General features: G+C 68.5%; 14 protein-coding genes. 8 read left to right on the top strand and 6 right to left on the bottom strand.

Annotated features, from left to right (window positions below; genetic code table 11):
• The first annotated feature begins 136 nt into the window (after nt 1-136).
• The 3 genes from NX1_RS00425 to NX1_RS00415 all read left to right on the top strand — a co-directional run bounded on the left by NX1_RS00425 (nt 137) and on the right by NX1_RS00415 (nt 3,054).
• On the top strand, nt 137-370 hold the full coding sequence (locus NX1_RS00425) for a Uma2 family endonuclease (protein WP_068051851.1): 234 nt from the start codon (nt 137-139) through the stop codon (nt 368-370).
• 175 nt (nt 371-545) lie between these two features.
• Complete coding sequence (locus tag NX1_RS00420; RefSeq protein WP_068052786.1) at nt 546-1,637, top strand: glycerol dehydrogenase; 1,092 nt, start codon at nt 546-548, stop codon at nt 1,635-1,637.
• A 427-nt stretch (nt 1,638-2,064) separates the two neighbouring features.
• Nucleotides 2,065-3,054, top strand: coding sequence for a phosphodiesterase (locus NX1_RS00415; protein ID WP_084500714.1), 990 nt, complete (start codon nt 2,065-2,067; stop codon nt 3,052-3,054).
• On the opposite strand, the gene NX1_RS00410 is transcribed toward NX1_RS00415, so the two are convergent.
• Nucleotides 3,002-4,435 (bottom strand): stealth family protein, encoded by a 1,434-nt coding sequence (locus NX1_RS00410; RefSeq protein ID WP_245668269.1) that lies wholly within the window; start codon nt 4,433-4,435, stop codon nt 3,002-3,004. The two genes, NX1_RS00415 and NX1_RS00410, sit on opposite strands and share 53 nt — an antisense overlap.
• Nucleotides 4,436-4,992: 557 nt before the next feature.
• On the opposite strand from NX1_RS00410, the gene NX1_RS00405 reads away from it, so the two are divergent.
• The 3 genes from NX1_RS00405 to NX1_RS00395 all read left to right on the top strand — a co-directional run bounded on the left by NX1_RS00405 (nt 4,993) and on the right by NX1_RS00395 (nt 6,717).
• On the top strand, nt 4,993-5,448 hold the full coding sequence (locus tag NX1_RS00405) for a flavodoxin domain-containing protein (RefSeq protein ID WP_068052776.1): 456 nt from the start codon (nt 4,993-4,995) through the stop codon (nt 5,446-5,448).
• A 161-nt stretch (nt 5,449-5,609) separates the two neighbouring features.
• Nucleotides 5,610-6,092 carry a hypothetical protein gene (locus NX1_RS00400; RefSeq protein WP_068051848.1) on the top strand — a complete coding sequence of 161 codons (483 nt, stop codon included), beginning with the start codon at nt 5,610-5,612 and terminating at the stop codon, nt 6,090-6,092.
• Nucleotides 6,093-6,141: 49 nt separating this feature from the next.
• On the top strand, nt 6,142-6,717 hold the full coding sequence (locus tag NX1_RS00395) for a TerD family protein (protein WP_068051845.1): 576 nt from the start codon (nt 6,142-6,144) through the stop codon (nt 6,715-6,717).
• Nucleotides 6,718-6,736: 19 nt separating this feature from the next.
• On the opposite strand, the gene NX1_RS00390 is transcribed toward NX1_RS00395, so the two are convergent.
• From NX1_RS00390 to NX1_RS00370, 5 genes are all read right to left on the bottom strand, one after another.
• Nucleotides 6,737-8,140: an MATE family efflux transporter gene (locus NX1_RS00390; RefSeq protein WP_068051842.1), complete on the bottom strand. Its 1,404-nt coding sequence runs from the start codon at nt 8,138-8,140 to the stop codon at nt 6,737-6,739.
• The gene (locus NX1_RS00385) at nt 8,137-9,168 is read right to left on the bottom strand and encodes a PLP-dependent cysteine synthase family protein (RefSeq protein ID WP_068051839.1); all 1,032 of its coding nucleotides are present in this window, start codon (nt 9,166-9,168) and stop codon (nt 8,137-8,139) included. The genes NX1_RS00390 and NX1_RS00385 overlap by 4 nt, the downstream gene beginning before the upstream one ends.
• 106 nt (nt 9,169-9,274) lie before the next feature.
• Nucleotides 9,275-11,371: a type III PLP-dependent enzyme domain-containing protein gene (locus NX1_RS00380; protein ID WP_245668245.1), complete on the bottom strand. Its 2,097-nt coding sequence runs from the start codon at nt 11,369-11,371 to the stop codon at nt 9,275-9,277.
• Entirely contained in the window at nt 11,362-12,372 is a 1,011-nt protein-coding gene (locus NX1_RS00375; protein ID WP_174555439.1) for an ornithine cyclodeaminase family protein, read from the bottom strand. The genes NX1_RS00380 and NX1_RS00375 overlap by 10 nt, the downstream gene beginning before the upstream one ends.
• A complete protein-coding gene (locus NX1_RS00370) occupies nt 12,344-13,498 on the bottom strand; it encodes a TauD/TfdA family dioxygenase (protein WP_068051832.1) in 1,155 nt (384 codons plus the stop codon). Before NX1_RS00370 ends, NX1_RS00375 begins: the two co-directional genes overlap by 29 nt.
• 307 nt (nt 13,499-13,805) lie before the next feature.
• Between NX1_RS00370 and NX1_RS00365 the strand changes: the two genes are divergently transcribed.
• A complete protein-coding gene (locus NX1_RS00365; protein WP_068051829.1) occupies nt 13,806-15,335 on the top strand; it encodes an ABC transporter substrate-binding protein in 1,530 nt (509 codons plus the stop codon).
• Nucleotides 15,332-16,261, top strand: coding sequence for an ABC transporter permease (locus NX1_RS00360; RefSeq protein WP_068051826.1), 930 nt, complete (start codon nt 15,332-15,334; stop codon nt 16,259-16,261). The genes NX1_RS00365 and NX1_RS00360 overlap by 4 nt, the downstream gene beginning before the upstream one ends.
• Nucleotides 16,262-16,267: the final 6 nt, after the last annotated feature.

Genomic DNA, 16,267 nt, shown 5'->3' with positions numbered 1-16,267 from the left:
TCCGGATCGGCAGTTCCCGCGAAGGTCGGTGGGTGGCGTTGTCACCGAGCCGACCTGACGTGGTGGTAATTGTTGGATTGGCAGGCAGCTGTGACCGGGCCGAGACGAAGGGGTGGTGGGGGGTGCCATTGTCGAAGTGACGTCGGATTCGAACGCGGATACCGATCGGATCATCAAACGCAAACGCAAACGCTACGCGCAGTACGGTGCGCCGCTGTATCTGTTGGTCGACCGGCAGCGCAAAGAGTGCACGCTCTTTTCCGACCCACATGATCTCGGCTACGGCGAGGTGCATGGCCCCTACTCGTTCGGCACCGCTGTGGCGTTGCCCGCGCCGTTCGATCTGAGTTTGGATACCGCCGGGTTCTGAGATCCCACATCGTTGCTGTTCATGGGTCTTCTAGCTCCTGTCGATGCCAGGTGCGCCGGCGGGTGAATCCACGATGCGGCGCGGCGGCGGGCGCGTAGCGTTGATGGCGAGTCGATGGCGGACAGCGGGGGTGCGCTGGGGAATCGGCGCCCCTCGAGTTGGGAGGTGCCGGATGATGCTGAGTGTGTTCTCGTCGCCTGGGCACTATGTGCAGGGGCGTGATGCTACGGCGGCGTTGGGGCAGGAGCTGCGCAGGCTGGGGATCAGGGGGCCGGTGTTGATCGTGGCGGGGAAGAGTGCGCGGCGGTTGCTCACCGCGACGTGGGAGCGGTCCTTCGGGGCGGCGAGTATCGAGTATTCGGTGCATCCGTCGGGCGGGGAGTGCAGCAGGGCCGAGCTCGCCAGGATCACCGAGGCCGTGCGGGCGAGCGGCAGCGCCGCGGTGCTCGGCGCGGGCGGCGGGAAGGTGATCGATTCGGCGCGGGCGGTGGCCGACGATCTCGGGCTGCCGATGATCAGCTGTCCGACCACCGCGTCCAGCGACGCGCCGTGCAGCGCGTTGTCGGTGATCTACACGGAGGAAGGCGAATTCGAGGCGTACCAGCTGGTGCGCCGCAATCCCGCGCTGGTGCTGGTGGATACCTCGACCATCGCGCAGGCTCCCGCGCGGCTGCTCACGTCGGGCATGGGCGACGCGCTCGCCACCTGGTTCGAGGCGCGCACCTGCCTCGACGGTCATGTGCGCAACATGCGCGGCGGCGCGTCCACCCACGGCGCCGGGGCGCTCGCCGAATTGTGTTATCGCACTTTGCTCGCCGACGGTCAGCAGGCGTTGGCGGCGGTCCACACCCAGACCGTCACCCCGGCGCTCGAACGCATCGTCGAGGCCAACACCCTGCTGTCCGGGCTCGGCTTCGAGTCCTCCGGCCTGGCAGCTGCGCACGCGGTGCACAACGGTCTCACCGCCGTTCCGCAGACCCATCCGTACCTGCACGGTGAGAAGGTCGCCTTCGGCGTGCTCACGCAACTGGTGCTCGAAGGCGCACCCGACGACGAGATCGGCGCCGTCCTCGATTTCTGCGACCGTGTCAGCCTCCCGACCTCGCTGGCCGACCTCGGACTCGCCGACGCCGACGGGAGAACATTGACCGCCATCGCAACCCGCGCCACCGCCCCCGGCGAGACGATCCACAACGAACCGTTCCCGGTCGACGCCGCGATGCTCCGCGACGCCCTGCTCGCCGCCGACTCCCTCGGCGGCCGCTGACCCGGCCCACGGCCACGGGCGCTCGAACCCACAGCCCGGAGGTCCCGACCGCCGCGCGGCGGTCGGGACACCGCATCGCCGGCTCCGCAGGCAGACCGACCCGCGACGGGCCCGGCTCGGTGTCTTGCTGAGTGTTTGGACGCATCGCTCGGTGTTGGATGAATCACTCCGCACCGGATGCACCGCTTCGCGCCGGACGCATCGAACAATGGCGCATTCACCGCCTCGCACACCATCCCGCGCGCACCTCAGAACCCGTCGAAACCCGCTGGAACGCAGGTGTGTACCACCGGTCCAAAGCTCCCGCGGCGGTGGTGCGAAGGGCCGTCTCGTACACCGAAATCTCACCTTCCCGCAAGCTTGTCGTCACAGCTTGGCGGGAAATCTGTCAGTAGGGGTTCGCTATCCTGGCGGGAACCCGAAACCAATGGCGGGGGATCCGCCGGGAGGGACGTTCGGTCCGGTGCGCATCAGCAGAGTCGCGGAGCATCCGCGACCGGATCACGTGTTGTTCCATTTCAGTGACACCCACCTCATCGCCGGTGACGGCGAGTTGTACGGGGATGTCGACGCCGAGCGGCGGTTGCGCAAGCTGATCGGGCAGGCCGCGGCCAGTCGCATCCGCCCGACGGCGCTCGTGTTCACCGGCGACCTCGCCGACCGCGGCGAGCCGGAGGCGTACGAGAAGCTGCGCGCGCTGGTCGAGCCGTTCGCGCGGCACATCGGCGCGCCGGTGGTGTGGGTGATGGGCAATCACGACGATCGCGAGGTGCTGCGTCACACACTGCTCGACGAGCCGCCATCGACCAAGCCGTTCGACCGAGTGCACATGATCGACGGACTGCGCATCATCGCCCTCGACACCTCGGTCCCCGGCCACCACCACGGCGAGATCTCCGACGAGCAGCTGGCTTGGTTGCGCGATGTGCTGGCCGAGCCCGCGCCGTTCGGCACCATCCTGGCCATGCACCATCCGCCGGTTCCCTGTGTGGTGGATCTGGCCGTCACGGTCGAGCTGCGCGACCAGCGCAGGCTCGCCGACGTGCTGGACGGCACCGACGTGCGCGCGATCCTCGCGGGCCACGTGCACTTCTCCACCTACGCGACGTTCGCGGGCATCCCGGTCTCGGTCGCCTCCTCCACCTGCTACACCCAGGATCTCGCCATCGCGACGGGCGGCCTGCGCGGCCGCGACGGCGCGCAGGCATTCAACTTCGTGCACGTCTACCCGGACACCGTGGTGCATTCGGTGGTGCCGATCGGTGCGGGCGAGACCGTCGGCGAGCCCGCCACCCCGGAGGAGGCGGCGGCGAAGCTCGCCGAGGCGGGCATCGTCATTCCGCCCGCCGGTCGCATCCCGCAGGTCATGCAGCGCCGGGAGCCGACTCAGGAAGCGGACGACGAGGCGGTGCACTGAACCGCTCCCACGGCGCGGGGTCCGGGAACCAGTCCGCGAGGAAGTCCGAAACTCGCTGTACCCGTTCGGATTCCGGCACCTCGGGGAAGCTGCCGTCGTTGAGGCAGAAGAAGTCGACGTCCCGCCGCGCGGTCAGTTCGTCGAGTAGCGCGAGTCCCGCGCGACTCGTCGTGTCGACGTAGCGCATTCGCGCCGTCTCCTGTGGCACCGCGCGCCCGGTCAAAAGCGCGTAGTAGTGGTACAGCGAGTTGGTGACGGAAATGTCGGTGGCCGAACGGAATCGGCTCGCCATGGTGCGGGCGAAGTCGGCTCCGAACTCCGTCTCCATCTCCAGCAGCACGCTGCGCCGCAGCGGCGCGGGCGTGTGCTCCAGGTGCCGGGTGATGACGTGCCCCAAGTGATCGGCGAGCAGAGCTCGGTTCACCCGCGCCGCGTTCTCGAAACCGCTGCGGCGCTCGGTGTTCCGGCCAGGCCCGATCCGCGTGTCCGCCTCGACGAACCGGCTGATGCCACCGGGGGTGAAGAACATCGATGGCCGCACCGGCCTGGCGAAGAACATGTCGTCGTTCGAGTACAGGAAGTGCTCGCTGAGCCCCTCGATGTGCTGCAACTGCGATTCGACCGCGTGCGAGTTGAAGGTGGGGAGCGCCGCTGGGTCGCTGAAGTGGTCGATCGCCCGCACCACGGTGACCTCGGGGTGCTCGTCGAGCCAGTCGGGCACCGGCGAATCGGTGGCGACGAAGATGCGCCGGATCCACGGCGCGTTCTTGTGCACCGAGCGCAGGGCGTATCGCAGTTCGTCGATCTGGCGGATTCTGGCGTCCGCGTCGTCGCCCTCCCCGACGACCACCTGCGCCATCATGCCCGCGCGCCGCGCGCGGAACTCCGGGTCCGTGCCGTCCACCCAGGAGAAGACGATGTCGATGTCGAAGCCGACATCGGTGACGTGCGGCGCGAACATGTCGGTCAGCGTCGGCCAGCTGCGGTCGAACAGCCTCACCTCGGTGAATTCCACGTCGGCCAGGTCGAAGACCCCGCGGGTCAGCGCGTTGGGGCGCGGGCATTCGACCGTGTCGCCGTGGTACTCCCACAGCTCCAGCTCGACGTGGTGCGCCGGATCGGCGTCGCGGCCCAACCGAAGCACATGGTGTCCGGCTTCCGCGACGGCGAAGCCCGCCACGCGCGCTGCGTCCGTCACGCGTCGCACCATGGCGCGATGTGCGGCGTCCGCGGCCAGGATCAATCGGTGCCCGCAGTTCCTGACCAGCAGAAATGGAACCTCCGCCGCGGCGAGCTGGCCGCGTAGGTAGCCGAGGTCGTCGATCATCGCCGTCGAGACCGCCAGATTGCCCGCCGCGATCGAGACGCTGTCGTATCCCATTCGGGCCGTATTCGTCTCCCAGCCCTTCGAATTCATTGCCCCCATGTCCATGTTCGCCTCCCATTTCGTCGTTCCGGCCCTCGCCCTCGCTCGCACCGCACCGGGAATCGGCCGGTCCAGCAGACGCCGTATGCGTCGCCTCAGGACCCGCCCGGTGCGGTGCGGATTCAGAAATGGGGTGTGCTGCCGTAGTGCAGGAACGCGGTGATCCGCGGAATTCCTGTCGATCGGTACACCATCGTTCTCACCTCACTTACGGCCGGACGCGAGAAGCGTCGTAGGGGAAGTGCTGACCGGACTCCACGGTGAATGGAAACGGGCGCGGCCGGGAGCAGCACGTAGGGCCGGACAGACGTCGGCCGGCTGATCGAAGAACCCCTGCTGAACAGGGTCGTTACTGAATGATGCATCGGCGGCGACCGTCCGTCAATCGGAAACCGCGCCGGTGTCCCGGACACGGGGAACGTCACAGCGGGCGCTTGAAAATTAGGGTAGCCTGCCCAAAGAAAATAGGAGAATTTTCGGTGCACACCGAAGTGATGGAAGGAGCGGGCGCGGTGCGCGTAGTCATTCTGTTCGGGACGGAGATGGGGACTTCGGAGACCGCGGCCGGGTGCGTCGCGGACGAGTTGACCGCCGCCCATGATGTCTCGGTCTACGACATGACCGACTTCGATGTCGACGATCTTGACGCCGCGGATTTCCACATCGTCGTCTGCTCCACCTATGGCGACGGTGACCTGCCGACCGGAGCCGAGCCGTTCTTCGACGCACTCGACGCACGCACACCCGATCTGACCGGACTGCGATTCGCGGTATTCGGACTCGGCGATTCCGTCTACGGCGACACGTTCAACCGCGGCGGTGAGATCGCGGCCGAGAAGCTGACCGCGCGCGGTGCGATCCAGGTCGGCGAGCACGCGCGCCACGACGCGTCCACCGAGGTCCGCGTCCGCGACATGGCGCGCGAATGGGCCAGGTCCCTGCCGATTCTCGAATTCGCTTCGGCCTGAACGAACCCTCCGGCGCGGCAACCCGCCGAGCTCGGTGATCGGCGAGCCGTGCGGATGTCGCGGACAAGTAGCGCAGCGCCAGCGCGCAAGTGTCCCAGCGCCTTAGACTGCTATCAGCGCGACACAGCCCGTCGCGCGCGACGATCCATGAGGTGACGAAGATGGCAGCCGGAGCGAGTCCCGCGCAACATCGCGACCACTCGACCGATCATCCCGAGCTCGACGTGCTACCGGAATGGCCGCAGGACACGATCGCGGTGCTGGTGACCACAGACCCGGCGCCGCATGCGATTCCGGTGTCCTGGCCGGTGCGCGCCGGTGATCGGCGCATCCTGATCAGCCTGAAGTTCGACCGCGGTTCGCTGGCCAGACTGCGGGAACGTCCCGAGATCGCGCTGCTGATCCTCGGCGGCGGCAATGTCGCGCTGTGCGCGCGCGGCACCGCCAAGGTGATCGCCGAACAGATGCCGGACGCCGAGGACTACGCCGCGGTGCAGATCGACGTCGCGGTGATCGACGACCACCGCCAGTCGGCGTTCGCGGTGGACAAGGGCATTCGGCGCACCGTGCTCGATGCGAGCGAATTGCACGCGTTGCAGGGCCGTGTGGCGACCCTGCGCGGCTGGTCCGACGACCAGAACTGAACCGGTACAACGAGAAAGGCGGCGCCCGCGCGCCGTACGGGAAGGGATCATGAGCGTCACACTCGCCAAGGGCGGAAACGTTTCGCTGTCCAAGCAGGCGCCGAACCTGACCAAGGTCGCGGTGGGACTCGGCTGGGACGTGCGCACCACCACCGGTGCGGATTACGACCTCGACGCGAGCGCACTGGCCACCGGCCCGAACCTGAAGGTGCTGTCCGATCGGCACTTCGTGTTCTACAACAATCTGCGTTCGCCGGAGGGCACCATCGAGCACACCGGTGACAACCTCACCGGTGAGGGCGAGGGTGACGACGAGGTGATCAACGTCGATCTCGCGGCGACGCCGCCGACGATCACCAACATCTTCTTCCCGGTGTCCATTCACGACGCCGACGCGCGCGGTCAGTCGTTCGGCCAGATCCGCAACGCCTTCATCCGCGTCGTCGACGCCAACACCGGCGCCGAGTTGGCCCGCTACGACCTCACCGAGGACGCTTCCACCGAGACCGCCATGGTGTTCGGTGAGCTATACCGGCACGGCGGCGAGTGGAAGTTCCGCGCCATCGGCCAGGGCTACGCGTCCGGTCTCGCGGGCATCGCCCGCGATTACGGCGTCAACATCTGAAATCGGTCGGCCCCGGCGATCAGCCGGGGCTCGACAGGCTCTCCGGCAGGCGCCGCGGGTACGCGTGCGCCATGCTGTCGAGCAGAGCGAAGTACCGCCGCACCATGAGGATCGCGGTGGTGGCCAAACCTGCCGTCAGTCCCCACCAGACGCCCGCGGCGCCGAGGTGCAGCGGGAAAGCGAGGAGCAGGGCGGTGGGCAGGCCGACGAGCCAGTAGCCGATCAACGACAGCCGGAAGCCCGCGTTGGTCTGCTTCAGCCCGCGCAGCAGCCCGGTGCCGATGTTCTGCGCGGCGTCGAAGAATTGCAGCACGATGCCGATCAGCAGCAGGGTGTGCGCGATCTCGATGGTCGCGGTGTCGCCGGGCTCGAGGAACGCTCGCAGCACCGCGTTCGGCGCGATCACGTACACCGCGCCGGTGATCGCGGCGACGATCGCGGCGTAGCGCAGCGCCAGCCAGGCCAGCGCCTTGGCGTGCTGGAATTCGTCGCGCGCGGTCGCGTGACTGACCAAGATGGACGCGCCGTGCGAAAGCCCGATCGCCACCTGGAACACGATGTAGATGATCTGGTAAACGACGTTGTGGGCGGCCAGCGCGGCGGGGCCGATGCTGCCCATGACGAGCGCGAGCACCGAGAACATGCCCGCCTCGGACCCGTAGGTGAGCGCGATGGGTGTGCCGAGCTTCAGCTCGGAGACGACCGTCGAACGGTACACCGGCCACGGCCGGATCGAGAGCGTTGGACCCAGCCGCGGATCGTGGCGCACCATGGCCCAGAACACCCCGAAGGTGATCAGGAAGACCAGCGAGGTGGCCACGCCGATGCCGGTGAGGCCGAGTGCGGGCAGCCCGGCCCAGCCGTGGATGAACGCCAGGGCCAGCGCCAGATTCAGCGCGACAGAGCCGAGCGTCACCAGCAGCAGGGCCTGCGGACGCTGCATGCCGACGGTGTACTGCCGCAGCACCTGGAACCACAGGCAGGGCAGCAGCCCTGGAGCAAGTGCGACCATGAGCGGGCGCGCGTCGGCGAGCACACCGGCGTCCTGGCCGAGCCACTGCAACGACCAGCCGAGCCCGATCAGCACCGCGCCGCCGAGCAGGCCGGAGATCGTCGCGATGAGGAAACTCGACCGCACCACCTCGCGCACCTCGCGGTCGGCGGAATCGCCCCGCTTGTCCGCGGCGCTGACGGCCGAGGCGATCTGGTTGCCGGTGCCGGTGATCAACCCGACGCACATGGTGCGGATCTGGTTGAACAGCACGATCGCCAGGCCACCCGCCGCGACCTGTCGCACCCCGAGCGTGCCCATCAGCGCGATATTGGTGGTGGACACCGCGATCTGAGCCAGCTGGGTCAGCGCGATCGGCGTCGCCAGCGCGGCGAGCCGTCGTCCGTCGGCGCGGAACTCCCCCAGGTTCACCGCGCCTCCACCAACTGCTTTCGGCGGGCGGGCGAGTAGCGGTCGAGCAGACCGAGCACTTCGCGCTCCTTTTCGCCGTCGAGCAGGTCGCGGTCGTTCATCCAGTCGTCGTCGAAGACGGTGTCCAGATATTTCTCGCCGCCGTCGCAGACGATGGTGACCACCGTCGATCCAGCGGGGAACTCCTCGAGCCGGGTCAGCCCCGCGTACACCGAGCCGCCCGCCGAGCCGCCGAGCATCAGGCCGAGCTTGGCCGCGACGGCGCGGGCGGTGGCGAAGGCCGCCACGTCGGACACCTTCACGCCCTCGTCGAGCAGCGAGTAGTCGACGGCGGTGCCGATGGTGGCGCCCGGCGGTGTGCCGGTGCCCGATTGCCAATACGGCCCGCCGGGCCCGCCGAAGGCGATGGAGCCCACCGGCTCGACACCGATCACGTAGGGCGGGCAGCCCAGCTGCCGCAGCCTTGTCGCGGTGCCGAACAGCGAACCGCCGGTTCCGACCGACGAGAGCAGGATGTCGACCCGCTCGACGTCCTCCAGCAATTCCTCGGCCACCGCGTAGTAGCCGACCGCGTTGGCATCGTTGTTGTGCTGTTCGGTGAAGTAGGCGTCGGCCTGCGCCGCGGCCATCGCCTCGGCGAGGTCTTCTCGCGCCGAAGTGGCCAGGTTGTCGTCGCCATCATCGGCGACGTACACCAACTCCGCACCCATCGCTCGCATCGCGCGCAGCTTGTCCTTACATGCGTGGTGGTCGACCACGGCGGTGAAGCGGTACCCGCGTTCGGCGGCAACCACCGCGAGGCCGAGCCCGGTGTTACCGGACGTGGATTCGATGATATGCCCGCCACTGGGCAGCAAACCGCGCCGCTCGGCGTCGAGCACCATCTCGCGGGCCATCCGGATCTTGGCCGCGCCCGTCGGATTGAACTGTTCGAGTTTCAGCAGCAGCCGGGTGCCAGTCCCGGTGCAGGCCAGTTCGAAGAGGGGGGTGCGACCGATCAGGTCCGTCACGCGCGTGACGACGGGCATGCGAGTCTCCTATCCATGAGCGATCCCGCCTCGGGGTGTCGCCTGCCCCGCGCTGCTGGTTCGCGGTGAACGCGGGGCGATGCTGAGTTGTGGTCGTCGTGGTTGATTACCCGGCGTCGAGCGTCCACCGCAGTCGATCTCCGTGACCGTCGAAGAGCACGACCTTCGGCGGTATCGGCAATTCGTGAAAGGCCGATTCGTTCGAATCCATCTGGTATCCGGCCGTATTCGGGTAGATGAGCAGATCGCCCCGCTCGGCCCGCCGCGGCAGCGGGACGCGCCGCCAGCTGAGCATGTCCGATTCCAAACAGCTCGCCGCGCCGACGCTGGTCGGCATCGGTTCGCCCGGATGCCGCGCCGATTCGCGCTCGGGCCACAGCACCGGGTCGGGCAGGTACTCGCTGTCGAACCACTGCTCGGACAGGCTGAGGCTGGTGCCGTCGACGGTGAGCAGCTGGTACGGCTGTCCGTCCGCGTGCCTGGTCTTGCTGCCCTGTACGCGGAAGACGGTGCCGCCCGCGCGGTCGAGCAGGGCGCGGCCTGGTTCGACGGCCAGGCGAATGTCGTTGTCGCGCAACCACTCAGCCAGTTCGCCGTGGGCGAGGATCTGCGACAGCATGGCTGCTCCCGGTACCGGGAAGTGGTACGGATAGTAGGAGCCGAACGATTTCCCGGCGTGGAACCAGGAGCGGTCGACGCCCTCGGTGAACTCTCGCCACGCCGTCTCCGGCACGTAGTCCACGCCGAATCCGCCGCCGATCGAGATGGTGCGGGCCGGATGCCCGAGCTCGCGCGCCGCCGTGCAGCGGGCGATCAGGTCGGCGGCCTGCTCGGCGCGGGCGACCGCTTCGTAGCCGGAGAGGTGAAAACTGAAGCCCTCCAGCTGAACCGGCTCCAAGCCGTGCGGTCCGGACGCGGCGATCACCATCTGCGCCCGGTCCAGCTCGTCGCCGGTCATCCCGAATCGGCTGGCCGAGCCCGCGGGCAGGACCCGCAGCAGCACCCTGGCCGGGACGGCGGCGGAGGCGATCGCGCCGAGGCGGTCGAGCTCGTCCAGGCTGTCCACCGCGATCAGCGCACCGTGGCGCACGGCGAGCCACAGCAGATCGTCGGATTTCGCCGGGCCGGTGACCATCAGTTCGCCGCCGCGCACACCGGCGGCGAGCGCGGCCGTCAGCTCACCGACGCTGGAGACATCGATGCCCGCGCCGTTCTCGGCGCAGGCCCGCGCCACACACGCCGCCTTGTTCGCCTTCTTGCCGTAGTAGACGGCACCATCGACCCCCGCCCGCGCGAACGCCTCGCGGAATTCACGGATGTTGTGCGCCACCCGTGCGGGATACATGAGGTGGAAAGGGCCACCGATCGCGAACGCGATGTCGGCGAGCAGATCGGGGTCGGCCAGCACCCGCCGCTCCCACTCGTCGGTATGCGCGGGCATGGGGGAGGCGGTTATGCCGAAGGTCCGGTCGACAGAGTCGTCCACGATTTCTTCGATGAGCAGTTCGGCGACTTCCTCCACGAGGAGTTCGAGGAGGACGTCATCGGAATCCATGTCATCCCAGCCGGATTCAGGGCCGTCGGCTACGCCGTTTCCGTTTGGGATGTACCCATCGGTGGCGTCGGTGTACGGCTCCGAGGATGCCGCCGGTTCGACATGCTGTGGAACGGCCTGGTCGTCTTCGGTTCTCACCGGCTCGGTTTCGTCGTGGAGGTGCACCCATGGGCTGCCCGCTGTCGGCGTTTCGACGGATGCGGAAGTCGACAGCGTCCCGGCATCTTCGGGCGAATTTGCCTCCGCGTGCTGCGCCGGTGCGGCGGGAGCCGGTGGCGTCGTGTCGGGTTCGAGCGTCACGTCGGGCGTTCGCAGTTCGGAGAGGATCGGCGTCCGATCCATCCGGCGGGCATCTGGATTCGCGCCGAACGACACCGGTTCCGCGTCGAGCGGTGGCACGGCGGCATCGACCGGCGATGTGCCCAGCTCGAACGTCGCGTCGCCGGTATCGAGCGGCGATATCTCGTTCTCGTGCGCTGACGGAGCAGCGGCGAGGGTGTCGGCGGGGTGAGGCGCGGAGAGTTCACGCACGGTTCGGCTCGCGCGCGCACCGGCTTTCGTCTTCCGGGGCGTGGCGACGTCGAACAGCACCATGGCTTCCGGATTTGCGAGCTCCGGTTCCGGGTCGACGGCGGCCTCTAATCCCACAGGGGCACCTCCGTGCCGCGGCCATCGGCGATGGCGCGTTCGGCGAGCGCGTGCGCGACGGCGACGTCGGTGAGCACGAGGCCGCTGTTGTAGACGAAGATCTTCTCCTCGTCCGAGCGGCGCGCGACGGCCCTGCGGTTGAGGATCTGCGGCAGTTCGGCGTCGACGGTGCGCAGCGTGCCGTCCGGGCCGACCATGTCGGTGCCGGTGAGCTGCATCTGTTCCGCGCTTGTCGCCACCACACGGTCGGCCTGCACCAGCGTCGACGGCGCGAGACCGTAGCCGACCAGCACCGCGGTGGAGCCGGGCGCGAGATCCTCTGCCTCCAAGGCGACTTCGGTGCCCGGGCCGGCCGTGGCCAGCACCACGTCGGCGGCGGCCGCGGCGGCGCGCGGGTCGGCGACGGTCTCCAGCAGCGCCTGCGGATGGTGCTCGGCCAGGTGCCGGTGCACCGCGGCGAGGCCGTCCGGATGGGTGCCGTACACCATCAGCTTGCGCAACTGCGGATTCGCGGCGAGCAGGTGCGGCAGCGCGTGGCGGCCCTGGGTGCCGGTGCCGATCAGCAGCACGCTCTCCGCGCCACGGCGCATCGTCTCGCGCACCAGCAGCGCGGACACCGCAGGCGTGCGCAGCGCGCCGACCCGTGCGCAATCCATCATGGCGATGGGCGCGCCCGTAGCGTCGTCGTAGAGCGTGATGGTCGTGTAGTAGCGCTTGGTGCTGCGATCGTGCCCCGGATCGAACTTGTACGAGGTCTTCATGGCGACAACGCGACGTCTGCCGTCGCGGCCGAGCATGGCGTAGGCCACCGACCAGCCGTCCGGATTGGCGACGCTCAGCTTGCGCGGGTTGTCCGAATCTCCCGCCGCGAATGCCAGATACGCGTCTTCGACCGCACGCACCACGTCGCCCGGCGTGATGGGGACGTCGGCGAGGTCGCTACGGCTCAGCACGCGCAGCGGCGTGCTCCGATCACGAGTGTTCAACGGTTCCTCGTTCATCTGGTGTTGTGTCCCGCTCTGCATCCGCTCGGCCAGTTCCCATTCGGAACGGGGCGACTGTTCGCTGCCCGTAACCATTCTCATCGGCCTCAGCGGTTCGGCGCCGACGTTCGGGCAGGCGGATGTTGACCCGCTTGAGCCAGCGGTCGGTGCCGTCGTAACGCGCGGTGAACGGTACCCGACCGTGCACGGCGACGTCATTGTCCACCAGCAACAACTCGCCGGGCGACAACGCGGCGGTGTGGCACACCCGCTCCAGTTCCGCGGTGAGCCGGGCGTAGGCGTGCCGGAACTCGGCGTCGGCGGCATCGAGCGGCGTATAGGCGGGGTCGTAGCGGAGTGTTGGATACGTTGTGCCGGAGTGTGATTCGTCGGCGTACCAGATCGTCGGCAGCGGCGGCGGGGTGAAGCGTTCGTGGCCGTCGCCGTAGGAGACGTCGGGCAGGATCGGCAGTGTCGGCGTGCTCAGCAGCCGGTACTCGTCATCGGTCAGCTCGACCTGGCGGACCGAGGACACCGTGGTGCCGACCAGATCCGGATTGCGCAGGCACGCCAGCATCAGCAGATTCGCGCGGTCGGGATGGAAGGCGTCTTCGGTGTGCGGGCTGAGCAGCGTCTTGCTGCTGGCTCCCGACTGCTCGTGTTCGTGGCCCGGCGTCGGCACGATGTTGTTGACCAGGCGTCCATCTTGCTGGCCGTACCAGCCGAACGGCTCGCCCGCGCAGCGCGCCAGCAGCAGCATGACGACATCGAGCTGAAAAGAGTTGCCGCGCTTCGTATCACCGCTCCATCGAGCGGCTTCGCGCCAGCTCGGCGGCGTCGGCCCGAACTCGTCGTCGTTCAACGGCAGCCTGCTCACGATGGTCGCGCCCGTCGGTCCCGCGGGCGGGCGCATGGCCAGCCGCACCGCTTCGGGGAGTTCGCCCACGCGTTCCTCGATCGACGCGATGAGCGCGGGGTCGGTCAGCGTCATCGTCACGGGCGCCGCGCCGCGGGGGCTGCGATGGACCGTGGTACATATCTCACGGGCGAGCTCGCGTACCGCTCGCCCGGCTTCCGGGGGCAGCTCACGTCGTTCGATATCCTGCGGGTGAAGCGTCTTACGTTCGGGGAGAACGCTTTTCACCGGGGATTCCCTTCTTCGCATCGGGTCGAAAAGCGGGTGGGGAGGATTCGATTGCGAAGCTAGTGCCTCGGGAGCTGTTAAGCAAGGCTTACCTAAGCGAGTCGCGAAAAAGAGCTGAGACGCATCGAAAGACTAAGTCTCGTTCGGACCGGCCGGTGTGTATTCGGCGGCGGCGACTCCCGGTGGGCCGCGCGGATTCGCCGTTCGGCGGATTCGCACAGGTAGACAACCTATTTAGGCTAGCCTGTCCTAGCCTTGTAGTGTCGGGTCTCGGGCCCGCAGTGAACGATGAGGGAAGGCGGCACCGATGGGATTCAACCGACGGCAGCTTCTGCGTTCGAGCGTCGGAGTCGGCGCGATTCTGGTCGCCGCCGCGTGTACCGACGGCGCCGATCCCGGCGGCACCGCGCGGCGCGGCGGCACGCTGCGGGTCGGCGCGCTCGGCACTGCGGCGCGCATCGAGCGCGACCCGCACGCGAACCTCACCAACGAGAGCGATTTCCTCGTCGCGTCGCTGGTCTACGATGCGCTCACGGTCCCCGGCTCCTCGCCGAATACCGCTGCGCGCCTGGCGAGTTCGTGGGAATCCGACGCGACGCAGCGCCGCTGGACGTTCACGATCGCCGAGGGAGCCACCTTCCACGACGGCACGCCGGTGACCTCCGACGACGTGGTGTGGTCGCTGCGTAGGCTGCGCTCGGTGGGCGGCGCGTCGAAGATGCCCGCCGCGGCCGAGGACATCACCGCCGACGGTCCGAGCCGCGTGGTGCTCGCCGTCCCGGAGGCGAATACCCAACTGCCGCTGCTGGTTCGGCTGATGACTTTCACTGTGAAGAAAGACACAACGGACTTCACTTCGGCGATCGGCACCGGACCGTTCCGGCTCGAGTCCTATCAGGGCGGCAACGCCAGGCTGGTGCGCAACGACAACTGGTACGGCGCGGGCGCGGATCCGCGGCTGCCGTTGCTCGACGCCATCGAGGTCACGATGTTCGAAAGCGTGACGGCACTGGGCAATGCGGTGCTGAGCGGGCAGATCGATCTCGCGTCCAACGTCGGCGCGATCGCGGGCCGCACCGCGGAAGGGCGCGGCGATCTGCGAGTGGTGCGGCGCGCGAACGACACGATGCTCGGTGTGGCGATGCGCACCGCCGACGGGCCGTTCGCCGATCCCAGGGTGCGCACCGCTGTGCGGCTCGGCGTCGACCGTAAGGCGCTGGTGGATCAGGTGCATTCGGGCTACGGCACGATCGCCAACGACATCCTCGGCACCGCCGATCCGCGCTACGACGCGAGCATTCCGCAGCGCACCCGCGACATCGAGCGCGCGAAAACCCTGCTGCGCGAAGCCAATTTCGACACCGGGCGCAGCTACCCGCTGGTGACCAAGCCGGAGGCGCCGGGCGAGGTGGAGTCGGCGAAGGTGATCGCCACCCAGCTCGCGGACATCGGCCTCCGGCTGGAGGTCGTCGAGCAGGAATCGAACGCCTTCTACGACCGGACGTGGTTGCAGGCCCCGCTCTACACCGTCTCCTGGGGGACCAACGATTCGACGATGTTCTACGCGAGCAGACTCATGGCGAGCGCCTCCAACCGCAACGAAACCGCGTTCCACGACGCGGAATTCGATGCCGCGACGGCCGCGGCGCTGGCCGCCTCCGATCCCGCCGAGGTCGACAAGGCGAGCCGCCGTGTGCAAGCAATCGAGCACGAGCGCGGCGGCTATCTGGTGTGGGGCATGGCCGACGGCATCGACATCGCCACGACGGCGGTGCGCGACCTGCCTGCCCTCGGCGGTTTCGGAAGGGTGCAGCTCGAGCGGGCCTGGTTGGCGTGACGACCTTCGCCCGACTCCTGCTCCGGCGCGTCGCCTTGCTGATCGCGTTGCTGGCGGCGGTCTTCGTGGCCGTGGATCTGTTGCCGGGCAACACCGCCCGCGCGGTGCTCGGCCGCGAGGCCACGCCGGAACAGGTGGCGGCGAAGGAACGCGAGCTCGGACTCGACCGGCCCCTCGCCGTGCGGTTCATCGATTGGATCTCGGGCGTTGCGACCGGCGATTTCGGCCGCACCGCGCGCGGCAGGTCGATCAACGAACTGCTCGCGGACAAGTTTCCGCCGACGCTGCTGCTCGGCGGCCTCGCGCTCGCGGTGGCGGTGCTGGCCTCGGTACTGCTCGGCGCTTGGTGGGCGACGCGCTCCCGTGGCGCGGCGGCGCGGGTGTTGCAGCCGGGAACCACGGTCGCGGCGGCCGTTCCCGAGTTCGTGCTGGCGACGCTGCTGATCATGGTGTTCTCACTGGCCACCGGCTGGCTGCCTGCGGTCGCCATCACCGGCCGATCCGGCTTCCCGGTGAGCGCGGACATGCTCGTGCTGCCCGTTCTCGCGCTGGCCATTCCGCAGATCGGCTGGAACACCCGGGTGGTGCGGGCCGCGCTCGCCGACGCGGCCCGCGCGCCGCACGTGGAAACCGCTGTACTGGACGGCCTTTCGACGCCGCACGTGCTGGCCAGGTACCTGGTGCCGTTCGCCGCGCCCACCATCGTCGCCAGCTTCGCCACCACCGTCGGACTGCTGCTCGGTGGCGCGCTGGTGGTCGAGACCATCTTCAACTACCCGGGCCTGGGCGCGGTGCTGGCCGGATCGGTGGCCGACCGCGACACGTCGGTGGTGGCGGCGGTGGTCGCCCTCTCGGGAATGGTCATCATGCTGATGCTCGCCGTGGCCGACGGTATTCGGGCTTGGTCGTTGCGGGGGCGGCGATGAGATCAC

It is taken from the genome of Nocardia xishanensis NBRC 101358 (assembly GCF_001613365.1).
Classification (GTDB): domain Bacteria; phylum Actinomycetota; class Actinomycetes; order Mycobacteriales; family Mycobacteriaceae; genus Nocardia; species Nocardia xishanensis.
This window is presented reverse-complemented; position numbering and strand designations above follow the sequence as displayed.